The sequence below is a fragment of the Peribacillus sp. Bi96 genome (assembly GCF_918698115.1).
Taxonomy (GTDB): Bacteria; Bacillota; Bacilli; order Bacillales; family DSM-1321; genus Peribacillus.
The window spans coordinates 1-21174 of the sequence record NZ_CAKKLV010000041.1; the positions used below are offsets into that span (position 1 = coordinate 1).

Here is a 21174-nt window from a genome sequence, read left to right on the forward strand (position 1 = left end):
ATATCCATTACTACAATCATCAACGAATCAAGGTAAAATTAAAAGGCATGAGCCCGGTAGATTACCGGATTCATGCCCTCAAGGCTGCCTAATTAAATAAAGTGTCTAACTTTTTGGGTTCACTTCAGATGAACAGCTCTTTTTTTATGCAATTAAGGGGGAATATAATCCGATAATAAAAAAATACATATTTACTGAGATTTGGTAAAATTAATTAGAGGAGAAGGGTGGTTAATCATGAAAAAATATTTAGGGGTTATTTCGTTTGCTTTAATTATATTGGTTATTTGTTTCTTTTCTGGAAATATAACACAAGTAATTGACCCTGGAGTAACAACTTTTCGTGTATTGATGATATGTGGAATCATTATCTCTTTCTCTTTCTCTTTTCTCAGTGAGAAAGGACTTTGGAGAAAATTAGCTTTAGGTCTTAGTATATTTGTTGGTTTAGTTTACGTTATGGCTGTTGAATTAATGAGAATAATATTCCAGGGTAATGGATTTTAAATTGTTTATTCAACAAACAGGTGCTTACTTTATTACCAGGAGCTGATCAACAGCTCCTTTTTCTTATGGGGGTATCCCTAATAGTTCTCACATGTCACTGCAAAATTCTATATACTAAAATTAATTAAATTAGAATACACGAAGAACCTTTAAATATAAGTGTAATACGAGGAGGAGATATCATGCTTATTACGGAACGGCATCAATTAATTTTAAAGCTATTAAAAGAAAAGGAGAATGTTAAGATTCATGAGCTAGTAGAATTAACAAATACTTCAGAATCTACTTTGCGTCGTGATCTAGATCAATTAGAAAAGCAGAACTACTTAAAACGTGTACATGGTGGAGCTTCACTTTTACATAATAAACGAGACGAACCAAGTGTGTTTGAGAAAATAACGCAGAACCTTGAGGAAAAAGCTAAGATAGCAAAATATGCGGCAGAACTAATTTTGGACGGCGACTGTGTTTATCTTGATGCTGGAACAACAACGTATCAGATGATCAAACATTTAAGACAAAAAGATATTGTTGTCATTACAAACGGAATTGACCATTTAGATGCATTACTTGAAAATGAAATATGTACATATTTTATTGGTGGATTTGTTAAAAAGATTACCAAAGCAACAGTTGGACGTTATGCATACGAAAGTATAAAAAAATACAGATTTGATAAGTGTTTCATGGGTGCGAACGCTATTCATTATAATTTTGGATTGACTACCCCAGATCCAGAAGAGGCGCAAATAAAAGAAAGAGCCATTTTTTTGTCACGTGAGGCCTTTGTATTAGCAGATCATACAAAATTTGGAGAAGTATCATTTTCTAAGTTTGCAGATTTAAACCAGACAAAAGTTATTACGAATGAAGAAGGTACAATAACGTTAGGAAAATATAAGGAGAAAACGGAGATAATTATTGTGAGGGACTAAAAACTAAATTTGCTATCGTTGAAGGAAAGCTGGTATTCAAACTGTCTGATTCAGACATTTAGAATACCAGCTTTTTTTTGAAGGAGATTCTGAAATTTTTTTTTTTTTTTTTTGGGAATTTTCCCCTTTGTTGTATCGATATAATAAAGAATGCTTGATTTATTGTAATGTGGCAATTAAAAATGAGGGAAAATCTGCTCCATGTATTAAACAATCCATTTGAAAGTTTAATATTTTATGTTATTAATATATTTTTTTGGAATAATTGGAACTATTGACAATTATAAACAGCTTTAATATAATCAAAATCAATCAAAACCAACCAAATTCATTCAATTATAATTCTAATGTGTAAAGGGTAATTATATTGTTATACACAATATGAAAGCGTTTTCATTCAATTAAGATGTCAATGTGAAAAACTATCAAAATCAATCATATTTCCATTATTTCAACCAAAAATATTCATTTAAGGAGGTGATCTAGTTTAAGAGATTGAGAGCGGTAACAATTTCTCGTTCTGTAGCTAATTATTTTCATCTTCAAAAACTAGGGGGATTAATATGGTGAAATATGTAAAAACACTAATGATACTAGTTTTGGCGTTTGTAATTGCCGCGATGACGGCATGTAGTGGGGCTAGTGAATCATCAAATGGATCAACAGACGGTAACGAAGGACAAGAAGGTAACAAACAATTAACGATTGGTGTAGCGGTGGGTAGTTTAGCAAACCCTTTCTTCGTCTCCATGGGTAAAGGTGCAGAAGAAGCAGGAAAAGAATTAGGTGCTGAAGTTCTAGTTGAAAGCGCTGAATATGATTTAGCAAAACAAGCAGCTCAAATTGAAAACTTTATTACGAAAAAGGTAGATATTATTCTTTTAAATGCTGTTGATACAAAAGGAATTGCGGCAGCTGTTCAACAGGCCAAAGCTGCTGATATTCCAGTAGTTGCTGTAGATACTAATGCTGAAGGTGGTGTCGATGCCACTGTTACTTCAGACAACTATCAAGCTGGTAAACTAGCCGGAGAATATGTGATTGAACAATTAGGTGGAAAAGGAAAAATAGTTATTATTGATGGACCTCCTGTTTCGGCTGTATCTGATCGTATTCAAGGATTTGAAGATGCAATAAAGGATTCCGAAATTAAAGTAATTGCGAAGCAAAATGGAGAAGGGAATCGCGAAAAGGCATTAACGGTGATGGAAAGTATTTTACAAGCTAATTCATCAGGCTCTATTGACGCTGTATTTGCGATTAATGATCCAGAAGCAATTGGTGTTGAAATTGCTCAAGAGCAAGCGAATCGTAAAGATGAATTTTTCATTGTCGGAGTAGACGGTGCTCCTGAAGCCACAGAAGCAATGGCAAAGGAAGAAAGTACAATTGCTGCAACTTCAGCTCAGTCACCTAGTAACATGATCAAAAAAGCTGTTGAAATCGGAATGAAAGTGAAAAATGGTGAAGAAGTTGAGGAGCTTATTAAAGTTCCAGTTGAGATTGTAACTCAAGATACATTAGATTCTTACCAAGGTTGGTAAGAATCTTTCAATAAATAGGCTGATAAGGATTACTCCTTTAATCAGCCTATTCAAATCAATATAAGGGGTGAGATAAAGGTATGGCTGTCAATGAAATGTCCCTTAAAGGCCAACAAAGTCTAAAAAAGCCAGTGTTAAATATGGAAGGTATTGGTAAAGCATTCTCAAGTGTAACCGTATTGAACAATGTGAGAATTGAACTTTATCCAGGTGAAGTACATGCATTAATGGGAGAGAATGGCGCTGGAAAGTCAACTTTCATGAAAATCCTCGCAGGCATTCATACACCTGATGACAATGGTGGGAAAATCTACTTGAAAGGTCAACCAATTTTATGGAAGGACCCTACTGATGCAAGGAACAAAGGAATTAGTGTTATTCATCAGGAGTTAAACCTTTCTCCTAATTTAACAATAAGTGAAAATATCTTAATGGGTTCGACCTTTCCTAGAAATGGTTTAGGAATGGTGAAATGGGATGAGGTCCATGAACGTGCCCAAGAGGTGTTAGATTCAATGGGGTCGAATCTAAATCCACGCCAATTGGTTTCCACCTTAAGTGTTGCTCAACAACAAATGGTCGAGATCGCTCGAGCATTATCCTTTAATGCAGAGGTACTCATAATGGATGAACCAACCGCCTCTTTAACAGATAAAGAAATAAAAAAGCTGTTTGAAATTATTGATGATTTGAAAAAGCAGGGAGTTGCTATTGTATATATCTCTCACAGAATGGAAGAAATCTTTAAAATTTCTAATAGGTTCACTGTATTACGTGACGGCGAATGGATTGCAAGTGGGCCGATTGAAGAGACAAATCCTGATCATCTCGTAAAGCTAATGGTAGGACGGGATTTAAAGGACTTGTTTAATCGGTCAAAAGCTTTTGGTACAAAAAATCCAAAGGAAGTTCCACCTGTACTTGAATTGAAAAATGTTTCTGATAACACGATTGTAAAGAATGTATCTTTAAAAATTTACCCAGGTGAAATTGTTGGTTTAGCGGGGCTTGTTGGAGCTGGTAGAACAGAATTGGTTAGGGCTATTTTCGGTTTGTCCGAGTTGAAAAGTGGCGAAATATTGGTTGATGGTCAATCTGTTAGAATCAAATCCTCAATAGATGCTATTGCTAATAGGATTGCACATGTACCTGAAAGCAGGAAAGAACAAGGATTATTTTTATCAATGTCCGTAAAAGAGAACATCATAATGGCTGAATTGAAAAAACACGCTAAAGCAGGAATTGTTAGTTGGAAGCAAGCAAATGAAAGCGCTAACCAATATATTGAAGACTTAAATATAAAAATAGCTTCCCCAGAACAGCAAGTATCAAACTTAAGTGGTGGGAATCAACAAAAGGTAGTGATCGCTAGGTGGCTATCAATTGCACCAAAGGTACTACTACTTGATGAGCCAACACGAGGGGTTGATATAGGTGCCAAGACTGAAATCCACAAGATTGTTTCAAAGCTTGCAGATGAAGGATTGGCCGTTTTAATGATATCATCTGAACTTCCTGAAGTATTGGGGGTAAGTGATCGAATACTTGTCATGAGTGAAGGAAGGTTAACAGGCGAGCTTTCGAAGGAAGAAGCTACACAGGAAACAATTATGCGTTTAGCTACCAAAGGGGGGAGAGAGAAATGAGAGGGAATACGCAAACTATTACACATTCACAACGCCTAAATATAGGAAATGTCCTTTATTCTTTATGGAATAGGCTTGGCATGATCATGATTTTATTATTATTGTGTGTAGTACTTTCATTTACAGCACCAAATTTTTTAGATACAGCCAATTTATTGAATGTATTAAAACAAGTTTCTATTATTGCTATTTTAGCTGCTGGGATGACAATTGTTATTTTAACTGGTGGTATTGATTTATCAGTTGGTGCAACAGTTGCTCTATCTGGCGTTATCTCAGTCATGGTCTCTTCTGCAGGAGTTAATCCTATTATTGCGATGTTATCAGGCGTACTAGTAGGGTATGCAGTAGGACTGATTAATGGATTTCTCACAGCCAAAGCAAAGTTACCAGCATTTATTGTTACACTAGGCAGCTTCACATATGTTCGTGGACTCGCTTATGTCATTAGTGGTGGTTATCCAATTGTTTTACAAAACGAAACATTTAAATTCATCGGTGGTGGAAGTATTTTTGGAATCCCCACTCCTATTTATATCATGTCTTTAGTATATGTTGTGATGTTTTTTGTTCTTAAATATACGATGTTTGGTCGTCATATTTATGCGATTGGTGGCAATGAAGAGGCAGCTCGGTTAACTGGAATTAAGGTTGAAAAGTCTTTAATCAATGTGTATTCGATTAGTGGTTTACTAGCTGGTTTAGGAGGAGTCGTTTTAGCGGGAAGGTTGTTTTCTGGACAGCCAACTGCTGGTCAAATGTATGAATTAGACGCAATTGCTGCTGTTATTCTAGGAGGAACAAGTTTAACAGGTGGAAAAGGGAAAATAATAGGAACAATTATTGGGGTTTTAATTATGGGGGTAATCAGTAATGGGTTAACTCTAATGGATGTCAACTATTATTGGCAGTTAGTTGTAAAAGGTGGAGTTATTGTAGCAGCCGTTTTATTAGATCGATTGCGCGGAAATAGTCCAGCATAACGATCACATGTCATTTTAGATTTTAAAAAAGGGATGTGAAATAAAAGTGAAGAGGATTATTAGTATTCTACTAATATGTTCAACTGTCACTTGTTTACCATTTAATAGTGCATATGCAGAAGACCCTGGGTATTATAATGAACCATACCGTAATCAATTTCATTTTTCTCCTGAAGCTAACTGGATGAATGATCCGAATGGTATGGTTTTTTATAAAGGTGAATATCATTTGTTTTATCAATATCATCCGTATGGAACGACATGGGGACCGATGCATTGGGGGCATGCTGTCAGTAAAGATCTTGTTAATTGGGAGCATTTGCCGATTGCTTTATCGCCGGATGAAAACGGTCAGATTTTCTCGGGGAGTGCTGTTATTGATTGGAACAATACAGCTGGCTTTGGAAAAGAAGCAATGGTTGCCATCTTTACGCATGCAGGGGATAAGCAAGTCCAAAGTATAGCGTATAGCCTAGATAAAGGAAGAACTTGGGAAAAGTATAAAGGGAATCCCGTAATGCCAGACCCTCCTATACAAGATTGGCGCGATCCTAAAGTATTTTGGCATGAAGAATCAAACCAATGGGTTATGTCGTTAGCGGCTAAGGATAAGATTATGTTTTATACCTCACCTAATTTAAAAGAGTGGGAGTATGCAAGTGAATTCGGCGAAGATGGTGGAATACAAGCAAATAGCTTAGACAGAACTTCTTATACCATGTCATCCCAGACAGGTGAATCATTTAGCTATGAGGGAGATATTACCCTTAATGATAAGAATGGGAGAGAAGGGACAGGCGGTTTAGTTTTTCGGTCAGATAGGAGTGCAAAGAACGGCTATGTTGCGAGCTTAGATGCCAAAAACGATGTCATAACATTAAGTAAGAATGTAGATGGAACAAACGAGGAAATTGCGAGAAAACCTATTACCCTCAAAACTTCAACTACCTACCATGTGAAGGTGGAAACAGATGGGGATCAAATTCAAGTCTCTGTAAACGATATATCTGTTATAAAAAAAACAGATATAGAATTCGATTATGGATACTATGGATTGTCAGCGTGGAATTCAACGGCTGCCTTTCGAAATGTGGAGTTCAAGAATACATCTAACTTTGAAACCAATTTATCAAAATGGACAGATGTAAACGGAAGCTGGGAGAACACGATGGATGGAAAAAGTGGAACCTCTACGGAGGATGCTTTTGTAATGAGTGGTCAAACAGGGGATAACTTTTTTTATGAAGCAAACATTGAGATATCTGGGGAAAAAGGTGGCAATGGAGCTGGTTCGCTCGTTTTTCGTGTAGATCCTAATGCAACAAACGGTTATATGGCGAATATCGATGCTTTAAACGATACAATAAAAATCATGAAAATCGAAAATGGAGACATATCCATTCTAGCTGAAAAAAAAATAAATCTAGATACAGATAAAAGGTACCATTTAAAAGCAAGCACTCATGGAAAAAATATTAAAATTTCTTTAGATGGTAATCTCATTCATGATGTAAATGATTCAACTTTTTCATCAGGGCATTTTGGCTTAAATGTTTGGAATTCATCCACGTTATTCCAAGATGTTCAAGTTGGTAAGAACATCTTGACAAATGAGAAGGAAATTACTAATCATGATTTTGAGACAGGTGATCTAACTGGTTGGAGTACAATCGAAGGTAATGCTTTCACAAAAGATCATGTGACAAATGTACCATCATACTGGGGAGGGGATTTCGGCCACCAAGGAAACTACCACTTATGGGGGTTTACTGATCTTCAAAAGGGAGATGACGCAACAGGTGAACTGCACTCCTCATATTTTAAACTAGATGGCTCTGGAGAAATCAACTTTCTGTTGGGCGGTGGTAATGATATCAACAACCGCTATGTTTCGTTAGTGAGAGCCTCTGATGATCAAGAATTAATTCGACAAGCCAATACCAAATTTAAAGAAGAAAAATATCAAAAATACGTTTGGGATGCTTCTAAATACATTGGAGAAGTGTTATATATTAAAGCTGTAGACCAAGCTACAGGTGGTTGGGGTCATTTAAACATGGATGATGTTAATGTTTATAATGAAGGGGCCATGCCAAATGAAGTAGACCAAGTTGCCAAAGAGCCTGAGAAAGACGATTCGAAAGAAAGCGGCATCCTTACAGACTGGTCTGCTGTTTCTGGAGAGTGGATACCTTCTACTCATGGTAGTAACGGAGGGATTTGGGAATGTCCTACTCTAATCGAATTACCAATTGATGGTGACCCTTCAAAAACAAAATGGGTACTACAGGTAAGCATTAATGATGGCGCTCCTGCAGGCGGGTCAGGTATGCAATATTTTGTAGGTACCTTTGACGGGAAAACGTTTAAAAATGAAAATCCTTCCGATCAAGTGTTATGGACTGACTATGGGGCAGATTATTATGCCGCAGTAGATTGGAGTGGAATTGAAGGTAAGAATGGCGAAAAATATTGGATTGGCTGGATGAGTAATTGGCAATATGCAAATAATACACCAACTTCGACTTGGAGAAGTTCAACGACATTGCCAAGAAAGATGGAGCTAACTCAGACAGATGAGGGTTTACGTTTAAAACAAACACCAGTTTCTTTAAAAACCATTCGAGATAAGAGTGAAAAAATTTTATATAAAAATAAAGTCATATCTGGTGAAAGTAATCTCCTATCTAAACTATCAGAAGATACATTTGAAATGATAGCTGAGTTTGATGTAGATGATATAAAAGCAACTGAATTCGGCTTTCAAGTTCGTAAAGGAGCAACTGAATATACGACTATTGGCTATGATGTTGCCACCAAACAGTTATTCGTAGACCGTTCAAGTTCAGGAAGCTTTGATTATGGGAACAATGTAGTTGGTAAGCATGACGGACCGTTAAATGCATTAAATGGGACTGTGAAAATGCATATTTTCATTGACCGATCTGCTGTAGAAGTGTTTGGAAACAAAGGTGAAACGGTTATTTCTGATCAAATTTTCCCGGATCCATCAAGTAAAGGATTACAAATTTATAGTAAGGGTGGAGAAGTTACATTAAAGTCTTTGAAAATATACCCTTTAAAGAGTATATGGAAAAGATAAAGACTAAATTTCAATCCTATTAAAGAGGGGTTGATAGTAAGAGTTTATGAAGGCTGTCGAAAATGATCGATAGCCTTTCATTTTACCTAAATCACAAGAATGGAGAGTGTAATGTAAATGAATAAAACAAACCGCGCAGTCATATGCGTTGGGGAGCTTTTGATCGATTTTTATTGTACAGAAATTGATGTTAATTTAATAGAAGGTAATCATTTTCTAAAGAAAGCCGGGGGTGCACCAGCGAATGTCGCAGCTACTATTTCAAAGCTAGGTGGGGAAGCGAGTCTTATTGGAAAAGTAGGAAATGACCCATTTGGATTATTTTTAATAGAAACGATAAAAGAGGTGGGGGTTGATACATCGATGATTGTTACTGACGATTTAGCACCAACTACTTTAGCATTTGTTTCTTTACAAGCAAATGGTGAAAGGGATTTTGTATTCAATAGAGGAGCGGATCGAAATTTAACAGAGGATAACTTATACCTAGATAGATTAAGTGGTGCAAAGATCATTCACTTTGGATCTGCAACTGCATTTCTGGAAAACCCTTTTAAAACAACTTATTTAAAGGCAATGGAATTTGCAAAAAATAGGGGGATATTTCTATCGTTTGACCCTAACTTCCGACATGATTTATGGAAAAATAGAGTGGCTGAATTTATTAGTTTAGCTAGAAAGGGTATATCAATGGCTGACTTTGTAAAAGTAAGCGAAGTAGAGCTTGAACTAATCACGGGAAAAATGGATAAATATGATGGAATAGCAATGCTCCATCATTTAGGGGTAAAAATAGTGGCTGTTACCCTTGGATGGGAAGGCACTCTTCTTTCAAATGGAAGTGAAATGAGTGTAATAAACAGCGTCGAAGTAAATTCAATTGACTCAACTGGTGCAGGTGATGCATTTGTCGGTGCTGCTTTATTTCAATTTGCAAATCTTGAGACCTATGACACAATTCTTAGTGATTTTAGTAAACTTAAAGAGATCATTCTTTTTGCAAATAAAGTAGGTGCCGTCGTGTGTACGAAGGTAGGAGCGATTTCTTCTCTACCAAACGAAGAGGATATATATAAGATTTAGTCTTCATTGTATTGTTTCGGATTGTGAAAAAATCGCGGTACACCTGGCTTAGGAGGTCTAGGTGCATCGCGATTATTAGTTTATATAAGCGGTTGTTCAAAAAAAAAGCGATGGAAGTTCAGCAGCCACTGATATAATCTGTAAGTTGATAGGAAAGTTACCACTTTTCCTTCAATAAATCATTTTTGCATCAGAACCATATAACCTATATCATATCAATATGAGATATTTTCCAATGCTCATTCTTAATAAGTTGCTCTAAATTTTCTTTGTCTCTTTTTTTAAAGTAATGGATAATTTGTTTATGCTGTTCATTCATTTGTTCTAATACGGCAAAAAGTTTTTCTTCGTCTTTACTCAAATAAATTTGTCTAACAAAACTGTTTTGCAAAGAATTAAGAAGGTCTATTAATGTATCGTTTTTACACTTATCAATATAAACTTTATGGAATTGATTTTGGTATTTTTGATAATCTGAATAATTTTTTTGTGAAATTGACAGGTCAATTTTTTTAACCAACTTTTCCATTAGATCTATATCACTTTCTGTAATATGCGCTATAGATAATGAGGCTGCTAAGGCGTCCAGCACACCAACAACTTGAAAAACATCAAGCTTTTTATTTGTATCAAGTTCTTTAACGATAAATCCTTTTCGAGGAAAATACTCAAGTAAATTTTCTGAGGCTAATTGTATCAAAGCTTCCCTTACAGGAGTTCTGCTCACTTCTAATTTCTCGCTTAGTGCTACTTCATTTATTTTATGCTTAGGAAGCAATGTTCCATTCTGAATTTCTTCAGCTATATGATTATATACAATGTCTTTAAGTGATTGGTATCTCTTTTTGATAGTCCTTCTCCCCTATGCTAAAAGTTGATATCATCTATTATACAATATACAATATAAAATTGAAAATTCTTGATTTTTATATTAGCATCGGCTGCTAAATTCTTCAATAGATCTACTGTTTTGTAATATAGTAACTCACTATTACTTGCATTTCTATCAGCCTCTAAGTTGAACATGAAGCGAATGGAACCGAACATAAGAATTTCTCATTTTAAATGAATTTAAGGAATGAGGGTGAAGGCGAACATTTAAGACTACTACATGGATATAGAATATGGAGCATTATTAAAAACTAGCTGTTTTAATTTGAAAGTTTTTAAAATTAAATTAATAAAACATTGAAATGGCGAAGAGTCCAGTGTATTATATTTCATAATATGAATGATATTTCTGATTATTCAGCACATTATACAATATATAATATAACTAAAAAATATGCTGAGTTATTAGCTTTTTTAACTAAATATCTTCATATTAAAAATAGTAAAAAGTAATTTTAAGTAAGTAAAAAAGGGTAGTGGTGACAAGTATAAAGAAAAGGAGGGATCATTAAATATACAATATACAATATATAATATAATAAGAATTGTGTTATAAGTTGCTAATAAAGCATCATTTTAAAATGGCAAAGAATAAATTTAAGCAATAAAAAAAGGAGAAATAAAAAGTACGGAAAAGAAAGTAACTATTTAATATACAATATACAATATATTATATAAATTCGAACAACAAAGAGATGTAGTTGAAAAAGCTATGAAAATTAGAGGTGAGAGAACATGAGTAAGCAAAACGATATACGAGACGGTACCAAGGCTGTATGGGCAGGAGAAAAAGAATCTCTTGCTTACAATGCAACTCAAGTTCCCGTGGTGCTAAGTGTAGCCTACAATTACGATGACATAGACGAGTGGCATGAAGTGGCCATTGGAAATAAGCATGGGTATATATACAACCGCATGGCAAATCCTACTGTTCAAGCTCTGGAGGAAAAAGTAAGAATTCTCGAGGGAGCTGAAGCAGCAATTGGTTTCTCATCAGGAATGGCCGCTATTAGTAGTACGCTATATACATTTTTAAGACCGGGAGACCGGGTTATATCGGTTAAAGACACATATGGGGGAACCAATAAAATCTTTACTGAATTCTTACCGAATTTGGATGTAGATGTTCAGTTATGCAACACTGGAAATCATGAAGAAATTGAAGCTGAAGTGGATAAAGGATGCAAGGTTTTATATTTGGAGTCTCCTACCAATCCTACGATGAAGATTACTGATATTGAGAGAATGGTAAGAGCCGGAAAATCGGTGGGGGCATTGGTCATCATAGACAATACTTTTGCTACTCCCATTAATCAAAATCCGATTCAATTAGGAGTTGACATTGTAATTCATAGTGCTACTAAATTCTTAAGCGGACATGCTGATGCATTAGGCGGTGTGGTATGCGGCTCCAAAGAACTGATGAAAAAAGTCTATCATTATCGAGAAATCAATGGAGCGACGATGGATCCTTGGTCAGCCTATCTTATTTTAAGAGGGATGAAAACGTTAAAACTTCGAGTACGTCAGCAAGAAAAGAGCGCAATGGAAATCGCAAAGTATCTGCAAAAGCAAAAGCTTGTAGAAGCGGTCAATTATCCTGGGTTAGAAACGCATCCGCATCACCATATTGCAAAGAAACAGATGAGAGGTTTCGGCGGAATATTAAGTTTTGTATTGAAAGGGGAGATGGATGCAATAAAAATTTTATTGCCAAAATTACAATATGCAAATAAAGCCGGAAATCTTGGAGCTGTAGAAACTATATATGGACCCGCAAGAACGACTAGTCATGTGGAATGTACTCTTGAAGAACGCAAAGCTCTTGGTATTCCGGAAGGTTTGGTTCGTATCTCCGTAGGAATTGAGGATACGGAAGATCTTATTTCTGATTTAGAGCAAGCTTTTGCTCGTTTGAAATCACAACTACCAGTAATGGTAGTTGCAAATAAAGATATTAATAATGGAAGAGGTATGGGGATATGACACAAAAAATTGCATTGCTTGGATTTGGTGTAGTCGGCCAAGGGTTGGCAGAAATTTTACAAGATAAAGGTGAGTCTTTACGCTGTGAACTTGGCTTTGATGCTAAAATTGTTGCTATTTCCGATGTCATGAAGGGCTCTCTTTATCACCCTGAAGGGTTGGATATCTCTCAAGTATTACAAGCTGTAAAGGAAACGGGAAAGCTGGAGAGTTACCCTGAAACCCCTGGGTTGATAAGGGGATGGGACAGCTTTAAGACAATCATTGAGAGTAATGCGGATACCATTGTGGAGATTACTTTCACTGATGTAAAAACTGGACAACCCGCTATCGATCATTGTAAGACGGCATTTGAAAGTAAAAAGAACGTAGTAATGAGCAATAAAGGTCCCGTTTCTTTAGCATACCAAGAACTAGCTGAGTTAGCCAAAAAGAATGATGTGCGATGGGGCTTTGAAGGAACTGTTATGAGTGGAACACCAGCGTTGAAAATGCCTCTCGTTTCATTGGCAGGAAATAATATTTTTGAATTGCGGGGGATTTTAAATGGAACGACTAATTATATTCTGACCAAAATGGAAGAAGGATTGAGCTATAAGGATGCATTAATTGAGGCACAAGCTCTTGGTTATGCAGAGGCAGATCCTACCAGCGATGTAGAGGGATATGATTCTCAGTATAAAGCTACTATTCTTGCTAATGTTGTAATGGATATTCCGATGAAACGAGAGGAAGTAGAATGTGAAGGGATTAGTCATCTTACACAGCAAGACATTCAATGGGCAAAATCTGAAGGGAAAAGGTGGAAGCTCATTGCTAAATGTAAAAAGGATGGTGATAAAGTATTCGCAAAGGTAGGCCCTGAAGCTATACCTCTTACAGATCCTCTAGCTGGAGTTCTGGGAGCACAAAACGCTATTACGTATAACTGTGACTTAGCCGGTCCGATTACGTTGATTGGTGCCGGAGCTGGTCGCAAAGAAACAGGATTCTCTATTCTGATTGATTTAATCAATATGAGCCGTGGGCAATTATGATCTTGTACAACATTCAAGTTATAAGCTGGAAAATTACTTATACGGGGTGATTATCGATGACAATTATTGAAGCGCTTACAAAGAAAAATAAGATGTTTCTTGCTGGAAAATGGGTATCCGGCGACAAAAAAATTGAAATTCTCGATCCACAGGATAATAGTTTAATTGCAACCGTTCCTGCTGCTAATGAGAAGGATGTACTTCATTCCATAGAAGAGGCAAAAAAGGGAGCGAAAATAGCCGCGGACATGTCAACACATGAAAGAATCGTCATTCTAAATCGTGCCGCCGATTGGATCTATGAGCATAAGGAAGAATATGCAATGACCATTGCCCGTGAGGGAAGTAAGACCATTAAAGAGGCGAGAAAAGAAGTAGTGCGTTGTATCGAAACACTTCGAATTAGCGCAGAAGAAGCAAGGCGAATTAATGGCGAAACGATTTCGTTTGACCAAATGCCGGGAAGCGAAGATCGCATGGGATATTATTATCGTTTTCCTGTTGGGATTATTGTAGCTATAACGCCTTTCAACGATCCATTAAATCTTGTTGCCCATAAAGTGGGACCTGCTATTGCTTCTGGAAATGCCATCATCGTAAAACCAGCACCTGCTACACCTTTAAGTGCTCTTTTATTGGCAGAAGCCTTTGAAAAAGCAGGTTTACCGCCTAAAGTATTGTCCGTCATTACGGGGTATCCGAGTGATATGGGCGAGAGTCTGATTACTCATTCAGCCATACGAATGATTTCTTTCACAGGAGGACTCGCCACTGGCCAAGCGATTATGCAAGAGGCAGGTCTGAAAAAGATGAATATGGAGCTAGGATCGAACTCACCGGTTATCGTACTGGAAGACGCTGACTTAGAAGAAGCGGTTGAATCGACTGTATCCGGCGCCTTTTGGGCCGCAGGTCAAAATTGCCTAGGAGTGCAAAGAGTATATGTTCAAGAAGATGTTTATAGGGACTTTATTGGAAAGTTTGTTAACCGTACTCAACAATACCGAGTAGGCAATAAACTCTCAGAGGAAACCGACATGGGGCCTATGATTTCAGAGAAAGAAGCAAAGCGAGTTGAGAGTTGGGTAAATGAAGCTGTTGAGAAAGGCGCAAAATTGCTGTGTGGCGGCAAACGTCAAGGTTCTTTTTATTATCCAACTGTTTTAGAGAATGTTCCAGCACATTGTAAGCTGGCAACTGAAGAAGTTTTCGGACCAGTTGTTACCATTCACAGCGTGCCCGATCTGGATACCGCTATTTTCCAATCTAACAATGTGGATTTCGGCTTGCAAGCAGGTATATTCACTCGTGACTTAGATAGGGCGTTTGGAGCTATACGTAAATTGGATGTAGGCGGGGTTATGGTAAATGACAGCTCTGATTATCGTATAGATGCCATGCCTTTCGGGGGAGTGAAGGGTTCTGGTTTAGGTCGTGAAGGAATTAAGTTTGCACTTCAAGAAATGACTGAAACAAAAGTGGTTTGTTTTAAAGTTTCGAGCAAAAGGTAAATGTGATAATGATAGCTTTATAGGAATCGACCCGAGGTCAATCTTCGCGCTACAAGTAAGGTACTGCATCATATATATTAAGGGGGAGACTGGATGATAGACGCCAATAGTACCGATCAAAATCAGTTGAAGCGTTCTATGAAAAGCAGGCACTTGTTCATGATTTCGCTAGGTGGGGTAATTGGAACGGGTCTTTTTCTTAGTACAGGTTATACGATTAATCAGGCTGGACCGGGAGGAACGATTCTCGCTTATTTGGTTGGTGGGCTGATCATGTATCTTGTCATGCTATGCCTTGGCGAATTAACTGTAGCTATGCCGGTAACCGGTTCGTTTCAGTCATATGCTACGAGGTTTGTGGGTCCTGCTACCGGATTTACCATTGGTTGGCTGTACTGGCTTACATGGGTAGTTACGGTAGGTTCAGAATTTACTGCATCCGGTCTTTTAATGAAGCGATGGTTCCCTGAAACTTCCGTCTGGATGTGGAGCGCACTCTTCGCGATTATACTTTTTCTGCTGAACGCCTTTTCTGTAAAATTTTTCGCGGAAACTGAATTTTGGTTTGCCGGCATTAAAGTAATTACTATTATTTTCTTTATCATATTAGGTGGAGCAGCGATGTTTGGCTTCATTCCTATGAACGGCAGTGCAGCTGCTCCGATGCTTTCTAATTTTACCGGGGAAGGAGGCCTATTTCCAAATGGACTCCTTCCGATATTTATAACAATGATTTCCGTAAATTTTGCCTTTTCAGGAACAGAGCTTATCGGCATTACTGCTGGAGAAAGTGAAAACCCGGAAAAAGACATACCTCTAACCATTAGAAATGTAATTTGGCGAACTATGTTTTTCTTTGTTGGTGCCATAGTTGTGCTATCTGGATTAATCTCCTGGAAAGAAGCGGGAGTCATTGAAAGTCCGTTCGTTATGGTTTTTGATAGCATAGGGGTACCTTATGCAGCTGATATCATGAACTTTGTTATTATTACAGCTTTACTGTCAGTAGCAAATTCTGGTCTCTATGCATCTACCCGTATGTTATGGTCTCTTTCAAATGAGAAGATGATAAGTCCTTTCTTAGGAAAGGTAACGTCAAAAGGAGTTCCGTTTAATGCTTTGATTGTAAGTATGGCAGTAGCCTGCTTGTCATTATTCTCTAGTGTAGTTGCACCGGATACGGTTTATATGGTGCTTGTGGCTATATCTGGATTTGCGGTTGTTGCAGTATGGATGGGAATTGCTTTATCACAGTATGTGTTCCGTAAACATTATCTTAAAGCGGGTGGCGATATTAGAGATTTAAAATTTCGTACACCACTTTACCCTTATGTGCCCATTGCCGCTTTTGTTTTATGTTTCGCTTCTATTGTGGGTCTTGCTTTCGATCCGAGCCAACGAATTGCACTGTATTGTGGAATACCATTCATTGCTTTATGCTATCTCCTCTACTATTTAAAAAATCGAGGAAATAAGAATCAGATAAATTCTTATAATGAAACGGATGATTATATTAGGAATATATAGAAGAAACTCGTCAAAATTGAAGCCTTTGCTCAACAGGAGCAAAGGCTTCAATTTTATAGATTACTATACATCTATTTTATAAAAATAGTATTAAATTAAGTATCTTTAATCTCTTGCTCGTTCTACCAATTGTAGCAATTCACCATTAGGTCCATAGAATAAAATCATACGTCCACCTTCTAGTGTTGGTTGTTGTTGTGGGGATGAAAATTTAACTCCTTTTTTCTGGTAATGGTTAATTGCTATATTAATATCTTCTACTGTAAAAGCAAGGTGGTTAACAATTCCACTTTTGTTATACTTACCAATAGATTCAATGTCTTGGATTAGTTCAATTTCTATACTAGGCTGTTCTTCCAAGTACAAAAATGCCATTTCTCTTGTTTTTGAATATCCTCGAAGGCGAACTTTAAATCCAAACAAATCTGAGTAGTATTTAATAGTACCTCACTTAGTAAAAAGGAATAGAGAAAACCGTGATGATACTCAGTCGAAAAGAAAGATTCCGTGGTCATCCGCTGATATGGTGAAAGATGTTCCCACGCCTTTGTCAGGAACACTTCAAAATCATTATATTTTCCTATTATATGAAGTTCAGAGGTGAATTCTCATTAGTTTTATTCAATGCGTATTTACGCTAGATCTGATTTCATGCAGTATAAGGACCGATGCATAAGTTTATTTTTATGAAAAATTTTAATTGATGTGTATTTTTACGTATTATTATGTAGTTCATAATATAAATTAAACCTATGTTTTTAATAGAATAAACTTGAAAGCGAAATGAAGATTGATTCACAACCAGGGGCAGGCACTTTGGTGTTTATAAAAGTTCCCTATCATTTACAAACTTTAGAGAAAAAGAATAGGCATTTAAATAAATTAGGAGGAAGAAACCGTTGAAGACTAGTATCACCATTATCGATGACCATCAGCTTTTCCGTGAAGGCGTTAAGCGTATATTAGATTTTGAATCCTCCTTTGATGTTGTTGCCGAAGGCGATGACGGAAGCGAGGCTATGGATCTTGTTAAAACACACAAACCAGATGTTGTTATCATGGATATCAACATGCCGAATATGAACGGTGTCGAAGCGACTAAAATGCTTGTAAACCGTTACCCTGAAACGAAAGTCATCATTTTATCGATTCATGATGATGAAAACTATGTACAGCATGCATTGAAAACAGGAGCACAAGGTTATCTCTTGAAAGAAATGGATGCAGATGAGTTAATTGATGCTGTTCGTGTAGTCGTAGAAGGTGGCTCATACCTTCATCCAAAGGTGACCCATAATCTAGTCAAAGAATATCGCCGTTTAGCTGCTGAAGAGGGGGCTGATCGTGATTCAGTGCATGCTGTAGAGATCAGAAGACCGCGTCACCTATTGACTCGACGCGAGTGTGAAGTTCTTCAACTTTTAGCAGACGGAAAAAGCAACCGTGCCATCGGCGAAACTTTAGACATCAGTGAAAAAACAGTAAAAAACCATGTGAGTAACATTCTTCAAAAAATGAATGTAAACGACCGTACACAAGCTGTTGTTCTAGCTATTAAAAAAAGCTGGGTAAAAGTGAAATAATTTACCTTATGATAAGTCCGGCTCTTCAGTTTTCGCAATGATTGCTGAAGAGCTGGACTTTTTCATAAAACGAGCCTTAGAAGCAATTCTAAATGCTCGTTTTTTTTGAGGTTATATTGTTGTTTTGAAAAAATTGGACTTTTTCACTGTTTTTATGGAGTCCTTCACTTGTTTTAAACATGGAAATCTACTATTCTGAACTGTGTCCTTCCTTCTTCTCTTTCCTTCCCTTCCCTAATTAGTGGAAAGCAGGTTTATCTCTAGGTTGGAACTCCCTGAGTTTAAAATTTCTAAAATGGAGGTTATATAGCATTGTTGCTACTGTTCGTAAAAGTACACTTTTACGAACGGTTTTTATAGAATAAGATTAAAAAATAAGAAATGAGTAAAAAAATGGATGTTCGAATGATCGCAGGCTAAAAATAACAACATTTAAGATAAAAGTAGTATAAACAATAATGACTAATGTTATAATAGTAATAACAATTATAACTTTTTTGAAGGAGGAATGAATAATGGCCATTAGGAAATTAACTAAAGTCGGAAATAGCTTGGGAATTACGTTTCCAGTTGAAATGTTGAAAACTGCAAATTTAGCTTTTGGAGACGAATTAGAGGTTGAATTCAAGGGTGAAGAAATCATATTAAGGAAAAATAAAAATGTGAAATTACCTAAAGGTGTAGATGCAGAATTTATGGAAATGTTATCAGATGTTATTAAAGAACATGACGAAGCATTCAAGGGGTTGGTGGATAGATAATATGACATTGGATATTATCTATCTTTCCACTAATCAAATCATTGCTATCAATGCCATTCAAATAAAAATTTATTCTCCTAGTGAACAAATCGGTGTGAAAGATCCCGGTCTCCTTGATTCTGCAGTGAACAGACCCAGACAAACTGTTTTCGAGAATGATGCTTACCCATCTATTCATGAAAAGGCTGCAGCCTTATTCGAATCCATTTCAAAAAATCATGCGTTCCACAACGCAAACAAGAGGACAGCACTCGCTTCCCTTATTATGTTTTTGAAGATCAATCATTATCAATGGATAATGGGAATAGAAGAAGAACAGGATTTTGTTGTAGATGTCGTCAACCATAAGTATGATTTTAAAGCTATCGCAAGAATCATCCAAGAGAACATAAAGGCTTTATAAAAGGGTTCAAGATTCATTGAGCATTTAAGCTAATTGGGTCTTTACCGAAGGTTGGTTTTATAACATTGGAAAAATATAAAGATGGAGATATGCAGCAAATTCATGCTAGGCTCTGGAATACAATTGGGATTATTCTAAAAAAGAGGGAGAACAAGTCATCCAGATGAATTGTTCTCCCTCTTTTGATCTTTTTCTTTATAAAAGAAGAAGCTAAGTAAACATACATGAATTAGATGTATGTGTGGAAATATCTTTTATTAAATCTCGACTATTTTTCATATCTTCAATCTGTAAAGCGTCTTGCGCCATTCAATATTCAGCAAAAACACCTCTGAATACGACGAGTTTCTTCTATTATATATACTCCCCAAACACATCTGATTTCCACAAATGAATCGCATGTCGTTCTTTTTCAAAAACCTTCTCCAAATAAATCTCTGTAGTGGAGAGCTGCTCATGGCCCAGACTCTTCATAATCTGATAGACATCCACTCCATTTAAGTGAGAAATGATGGCAAAAGCATGCCTAAAGGTATGTGGACCAATGGATGAAGAACGAAACTTCAAAAAAGGCAATCCACTCTCCTTAATCGCTTTTGTAAGGTATTGAGACAAATAAGAGGGAGAGTAGGAACGACCAGTATTGGTCGTAAAGAGCGGGTCGTCTCCTTCCGCTGCGTCTATATCGTCGATTCCTCTAGCTGAACGGAACATGCGAATACTATTCATTCCTTTTTCTTTCAATGGTATTTGCCTTTTTTTATTTCCTTTACCTAGGACCTCTAAAAAGTACATGCTGGTAATGGAATCATATTGAAGATCCTTGACTCGGAGTCTTGTGAATTCTTCATTACGCATGCCTGTCATCGTTAGGATATGAATGATCGAAAAAACGATGGGGTGGTGGATTTCCCTGAAGTAATCAAGTAGCTGAATGACTTCCTTCGGTCCCAAATCACGGTTCGGTCGATCATCTTTACGAATATTGATCTTAAAGAAACCTTCATGAATGGGTTCCGTGATATAACCTGATTCGAACAGGAATGTCAAAAAACTCTTTATGATGGCTGTCTTTCTGGATAAGGTGGCAACGGAATACGCTCCTTTTGTTAAGACATAGGGGCTTTTTTCTGATAACCATTCCTGATATCTTCGAATGTGCCGGGTAGATAGAGATTTAAAAAGGGAACCGTCTACCACTTTTTCCAAGTCTACATTAATTTCCACTGAATAAGTGAGCAATTGTTCAATAAATTGAAGAAGTTCTCGCTCATAGGCTTGGACGGTGCGGGTGGATTTTTCGTGTTGCCGTTTTAAATGCTCTCGCCGATGAAGAAACCACTGTAGCATGTCTACATCGCTAAAATCGGAAAATGGATCTTGCCATTCTTTTCTGTCGTATCTAAACGTTCTTGTAACGTGTGGATCGAAATGTCTGAAAGACTTTTTTTCCATGCACTACTCTGAAGCTCTTTCGTTTTTTTAATCAGTTCATGCATACCTGTATCCCTCACTTTTATAATTCAACTATTAATAAGATAATGTATTGGAGTTAGTATAGTTTCATGGACACATTTTAGTTAAGTCCTTACAATGATTTTTGAGAGGATGTGTCCGTCTTGGAACGTAAGAATACAGGGAAAAAATATAATAATGAATTCAAGAAGACTATTG

The 21174-nt window shown here is 36.7% G+C and carries 18 protein-coding genes and 1 pseudogene; 16 read left to right on the forward strand and 3 right to left on the reverse strand.

The window, feature by feature from the left end; translation table 11 throughout:
- The 9 genes and pseudogenes from LQ203_RS26020 to LQ203_RS26060 all read left to right on the forward strand — a co-directional run.
- Positions 1-92, forward strand: a 92-nt coding sequence (locus tag LQ203_RS26020; RefSeq protein WP_230156708.1) for an IS3 family transposase, incomplete at its 5' end; no start/stop codon positions are given.
- 145 nt (positions 93-237) lie between these two features.
- Complete coding sequence (locus tag LQ203_RS26025) at positions 238-507, forward strand: hypothetical protein (protein ID WP_230162679.1); 270 nt, start codon at positions 238-240, stop codon at positions 505-507.
- Between the two features lie 182 nt (positions 508-689).
- Complete coding sequence (locus LQ203_RS26030; protein WP_230162681.1) at positions 690-1442, forward strand: DeoR/GlpR family DNA-binding transcription regulator; 753 nt, start codon at positions 690-692, stop codon at positions 1440-1442.
- Positions 1443-2005: 563 nt separating this feature from the next.
- Positions 2006-2986, forward strand: a complete 981-nt coding sequence (locus LQ203_RS26035) for an ABC transporter substrate-binding protein (RefSeq protein ID WP_230162683.1) — start codon at positions 2006-2008, stop codon at positions 2984-2986.
- An 80-nt stretch (positions 2987-3066) separates the two neighbouring features.
- The gene (locus tag LQ203_RS26040; protein ID WP_290370656.1) at positions 3067-4632 is read left to right on the forward strand and encodes a sugar ABC transporter ATP-binding protein; all 1566 of its coding nucleotides are present in this window, start codon (positions 3067-3069) and stop codon (positions 4630-4632) included.
- Positions 4629-5615, forward strand: a complete 987-nt coding sequence (locus LQ203_RS26045; protein ID WP_034304565.1) for an ABC transporter permease — start codon at positions 4629-4631, stop codon at positions 5613-5615. Before LQ203_RS26040 ends, LQ203_RS26045 begins: the two co-directional genes overlap by 4 nt.
- 73 nt (positions 5616-5688) lie before the next feature.
- Positions 5689-6705 (forward strand): annotated as a pseudogene (locus LQ203_RS27780) (glycoside hydrolase family 32 protein); the annotation flags it as partial.
- A gap of 999 nt (positions 6706-7704) precedes the next feature.
- Positions 7705-8718 carry a GH32 C-terminal domain-containing protein gene (locus LQ203_RS26055; RefSeq protein ID WP_230162706.1) on the forward strand — a complete coding sequence of 338 codons (1014 nt, stop codon included), beginning with the start codon at positions 7705-7707 and terminating at the stop codon, positions 8716-8718.
- 117 nt (positions 8719-8835) lie between these two features.
- Positions 8836-9801, forward strand: coding sequence for a carbohydrate kinase (locus LQ203_RS26060; RefSeq protein WP_230162685.1), 966 nt, complete (start codon positions 8836-8838; stop codon positions 9799-9801).
- 205 nt (positions 9802-10006) lie between these two features.
- On the opposite strand, the gene LQ203_RS26065 is transcribed toward LQ203_RS26060, so the two are convergent.
- Positions 10007-10651, reverse strand: coding sequence for a GntR family transcriptional regulator (locus LQ203_RS26065; protein ID WP_283902758.1), 645 nt, complete (start codon positions 10649-10651; stop codon positions 10007-10009).
- A 776-nt stretch (positions 10652-11427) separates the two neighbouring features.
- On the opposite strand from LQ203_RS26065, the gene LQ203_RS26070 reads away from it, so the two are divergent.
- From LQ203_RS26070 to LQ203_RS26085, 4 genes are all read left to right on the forward strand, one after another.
- Positions 11428-12678: a cystathionine gamma-synthase family protein gene (locus LQ203_RS26070; RefSeq protein WP_230162689.1), complete on the forward strand. Its 1251-nt coding sequence runs from the start codon at positions 11428-11430 to the stop codon at positions 12676-12678.
- Positions 12675-13715 carry a homoserine dehydrogenase gene (locus LQ203_RS26075; protein WP_230162690.1) on the forward strand — a complete coding sequence of 347 codons (1041 nt, stop codon included), beginning with the start codon at positions 12675-12677 and terminating at the stop codon, positions 13713-13715. Before LQ203_RS26070 ends, LQ203_RS26075 begins: the two co-directional genes overlap by 4 nt.
- A 56-nt stretch (positions 13716-13771) precedes the next feature.
- The gene (locus LQ203_RS26080) at positions 13772-15226 is read left to right on the forward strand and encodes an aldehyde dehydrogenase family protein (RefSeq protein ID WP_230162692.1); all 1455 of its coding nucleotides are present in this window, start codon (positions 13772-13774) and stop codon (positions 15224-15226) included.
- A 93-nt stretch (positions 15227-15319) separates the two neighbouring features.
- A complete protein-coding gene (locus tag LQ203_RS26085) occupies positions 15320-16753 on the forward strand; it encodes an amino acid permease (RefSeq protein ID WP_230162694.1) in 1434 nt (477 codons plus the stop codon).
- A 105-nt stretch (positions 16754-16858) separates the two neighbouring features.
- Here LQ203_RS26085 and LQ203_RS26090 read toward each other — a convergent pair whose 3' ends face one another.
- A complete protein-coding gene (locus tag LQ203_RS26090) occupies positions 16859-17176 on the reverse strand; it encodes a VOC family protein (protein WP_230162696.1) in 318 nt (105 codons plus the stop codon).
- A gap of 476 nt (positions 17177-17652) precedes the next feature.
- Here LQ203_RS26090 and LQ203_RS26095 point away from each other — a divergent pair, with 476 nt between their 5' ends.
- The 3 genes from LQ203_RS26095 (at position 17653) to LQ203_RS26105 (ending at position 19500) form a co-directional block, all read left to right on the forward strand.
- On the forward strand, positions 17653-18336 hold the full coding sequence (locus tag LQ203_RS26095) for a response regulator transcription factor (protein ID WP_230162698.1): 684 nt from the start codon (positions 17653-17655) through the stop codon (positions 18334-18336).
- Positions 18337-18851: 515 nt separating this feature from the next.
- Positions 18852-19097, forward strand: a complete 246-nt coding sequence (locus tag LQ203_RS26100; protein ID WP_048689328.1) for an AbrB/MazE/SpoVT family DNA-binding domain-containing protein — start codon at positions 18852-18854, stop codon at positions 19095-19097.
- A 1-nt stretch (position 19098) separates the two neighbouring features.
- Complete coding sequence (locus tag LQ203_RS26105; protein ID WP_230162700.1) at positions 19099-19500, forward strand: type II toxin-antitoxin system death-on-curing family toxin; 402 nt, start codon at positions 19099-19101, stop codon at positions 19498-19500.
- 354 nt (positions 19501-19854) lie between these two features.
- Here LQ203_RS26105 and LQ203_RS26110 read toward each other — a convergent pair whose 3' ends face one another.
- Positions 19855-20955 (reverse strand): tyrosine-type recombinase/integrase, encoded by a 1101-nt coding sequence (locus LQ203_RS26110; RefSeq protein ID WP_230162702.1) that lies wholly within the window; start codon positions 20953-20955, stop codon positions 19855-19857.
- Between the last annotated feature and the right edge of the window lie 219 nt (positions 20956-21174).